This window comes from Actinosynnema sp., from assembly GCF_052038725.1.
Window position 1 is genome coordinate 1 of record NZ_JBQGCX010000169.1, and the last position, 2,609, is coordinate 2,609.

The following is a 2,609-nucleotide window of genomic DNA, read 5'->3' on the forward strand; positions in this document are numbered from 1 at the left end:
GCTGCGGCGCGCCGGGGGCGGGGACCCCGTGAACAGCGCTTTTGTGAGCGCCCTTCGTGTTGCCCGGCTCCGGAGCGTCACCAGGGTGACGGCCCGCTCCCGGCTTCCGGGAGCGCGCCAGCCCCCGAGGTGGGGAGCGCCCGATCGCCGCGCTCGGCTGCACCACTTCGCGCAGCGGGCATTGCGGTGCGTCGCGCGGGGTCTGGCGGACCATGCTGCAATCGTGTGATTATCAGACTGTTATATAGCGTTGCCCACTACGTGGCGTGGCAGGATCGCCAGGTCCGGCGCGAGGGGGCGCCGGGGGAGCGCGGAGCGGTCGGGAGGTCCAGCGGACGTGGCGTTGTGGACTGTGCGCGGGGACGGGCGGGTCACCGAGGGTGACACCATCGCCCCGGAGGAGCGGCCCAGTTGGCCGCTGACCCTCGGGTTCGGCGCGCAGCACTTCGTGGCCATGATCGGCGCCACCGTCTTCGTCCCCGCCACCACCGGGCTGCCGGTCGGCACCACCCTGCTGTTCTCCGGCGTCGGCACCCTGCTGTTCCTGATGATCACCCGCAACCGGGTGCCCGGCTACGTCGGCTCCTCGTTCGCGTTCATCGCCCCGCTCCAGGCCGCCCGGCTCGAGGGCGTCCCGGCCCAGCTCGGCGGCGTGCTCGCCACCGGGCTGCTGGTCGTGGTCGTCGGCATCGCGATCAAGGCGCTGGGCGTGCGCACGCTCGACTCGATCATGCCGCCCGCCGTCACCGGCGCCGTGGTCATCCTGATCGGCCTGAACCTCTCCAAGGCCTCCACCGGCGCGTTCTCCCAGCAGCCGCTCATCGCCGGGCTCACCCTCGGCGTGATCATGCTGTGCGGGGTGCTCGGCCGCCGCGCGTTCTTCCGGTTCTCGGTCCTGCTCGGCGTGCTGGCGGGCTGGGGCCTCGGCTTCGCGCTCGGCGTCGTGGACACCTCCGCCGTGGCCGAGGCCGCCTGGTGGGGCCTGCCCGAGGCGCACGCGCCGGAGGTCCGCCCGTCCGTGGTGCTGCTGTTCCTGCCCGTGGTCATCGTGCTGGTGGCCGAGAACATCGGCCACGTCAAGGCGATCGCCGCGCTGTCCGGCCGCGACCTGGACGGCAGCGTCGGCGACGCGGTCATCGCCAACGGCCTGTCCACGACGCTGGCCGGTCTCGGCGGCGGCGTCGGCACCACCACCTACTCGGAGAACATCGGCGTCATGGGCGTGACGCGGGTGTTCTCCACCGCCGCCTACGCGGTCACGGCCGCGGCGGCGATCGCCCTGTCGTTCTGCCCGAAGGCCCTGGCCCTGCTGTCCACCATCCCGCCCGGCGCGCTCGGCGGGGCGACCCTGGTGCTGTTCGGCCTGATCGCCGTGGTCGGCGTGCGGATCTGGCTGGACAACCGGGTGGACCTGACCAACCCGGCCAACGCGCTGGTCGGCGGGGCCGCGCTGGTCGCCGGGGTCGGCGACCTGACCATCCCCGTCGGCGACCTGGAGCTGGGCGGGCTGGTGTGGGGCTCGCTGCTGGTGGTCATCCTGCACCCGCTGCTGCGCAGGCTCTGGGCCGTCCGCGCGGGCGCCTGACCGGGGCGCCCGACCTGTGCGCCCGACCTGTGCTCCCGACCGGCGGCCTCAGCGCGCCGGGTACTCCCGCTCGGCCTCGGTGCGGGTGGTGAGCATCTCCCAGTACAGCTCCGCGAGCACGTCCGGGTCGGCGGTGGGCACGTCCTTCGGCAGGCCGCCCAGCTCGCCGGAGACCACCAGCTCGTGCGCGGCGCTGCCCGCGATCATCGCGCCGATGGTGAGGGTGCCCGCGTAGACGCCCCGCCCGGCCAGCTCGCCGTGCAGGGAGTGGACGTAGTTGCGGGTCGCGGCCATGCCCAGGCTCACCCCGCTCAGCCCCGGCACCGGGTGCGCGGCGGACATGCCCTGGCCGATCAGCACCGCGCCGTCGCCGCGCTCCAGCAGCTCCGGCAGCACGGCGCCGACCAGCGCGACCGGGGTGAGCGTGAACAGCGCGACCTGGGAGAGCACCTGGTCGGTGGTCAGCTCGGCGGCGGGCGTCATCGCGAAGTCCACGCCGATCGGCGCGTACTCGACCACGTCGATGCGGCCCATCCGCTCCCTGATGGTCTCCACCAGCGCGGGCGCTGCCCGGTGGTCGGACAGGTCGGCGGTGAAGGCCTCCGCCTCGATCCCCTGCTCGGCCAGCTTCGCCACCAGCGCGTCCAGCCGGTCCCTGCGCCTGGCGACCAGCGCCACCCGGTACCCCTCGCGGCCGAACCGCCTGGCCACGGCCGCGCCGAGCCCGGTTCCCGCGCCGAACACGACGATCACCTTGCGCATATCATCCCCCGTACGGGTCGATAACTTGATGCGGCTGTCAACTTCCTGCGGGGGCAACCCTGCAACAAGTTGAGACTGGTGTCAAGTTCTCTCGGGAGGTGGCATGGCCGAGCCGGGCAGGACGCTGCGCAAGGACGCGCGCCGCAACCTGGAGAAGCTGCTGGACGCGGCGGCCGAGGTGTTCCGCGAGCGCGGCCTCGGCGTGCCGCTGGAGGAGATCGCGCAGCGCGCGGGCGTCAGCGCGGGCACGCTCTACAACCGG

3 protein-coding genes are annotated in these 2,609 nt (G+C 73.4%); 2 read left to right on the plus strand and 1 reads right to left on the minus strand.

Annotated elements, in window-relative coordinates; all coding sequences use genetic code 11:
- Positions 1 to 337 precede the first annotated feature (337 nt).
- The gene (locus tag ACTUAL_RS03175) at positions 338 to 1,585 is read left to right on the plus strand and encodes a uracil-xanthine permease family protein (protein ID WP_096496487.1); all 1,248 of its coding nucleotides are present in this window, start codon (positions 338 to 340) and stop codon (positions 1,583 to 1,585) included.
- 48 nt (positions 1,586 to 1,633) lie between these two features.
- On the opposite strand, the gene ACTUAL_RS03180 is transcribed toward ACTUAL_RS03175, so the two are convergent.
- Entirely contained in the window at positions 1,634 to 2,347 is a 714-nt protein-coding gene (locus tag ACTUAL_RS03180) for an SDR family NAD(P)-dependent oxidoreductase (protein ID WP_096496486.1), read from the minus strand.
- Positions 2,348 to 2,450: 103 nt separating this feature from the next.
- Here ACTUAL_RS03180 and ACTUAL_RS03185 point away from each other — a divergent pair.
- Positions 2,451 to 2,609 (plus strand): helix-turn-helix domain-containing protein (locus tag ACTUAL_RS03185; protein ID WP_440899214.1); only part of this gene is annotated, 159 nt, incomplete at its 3' end.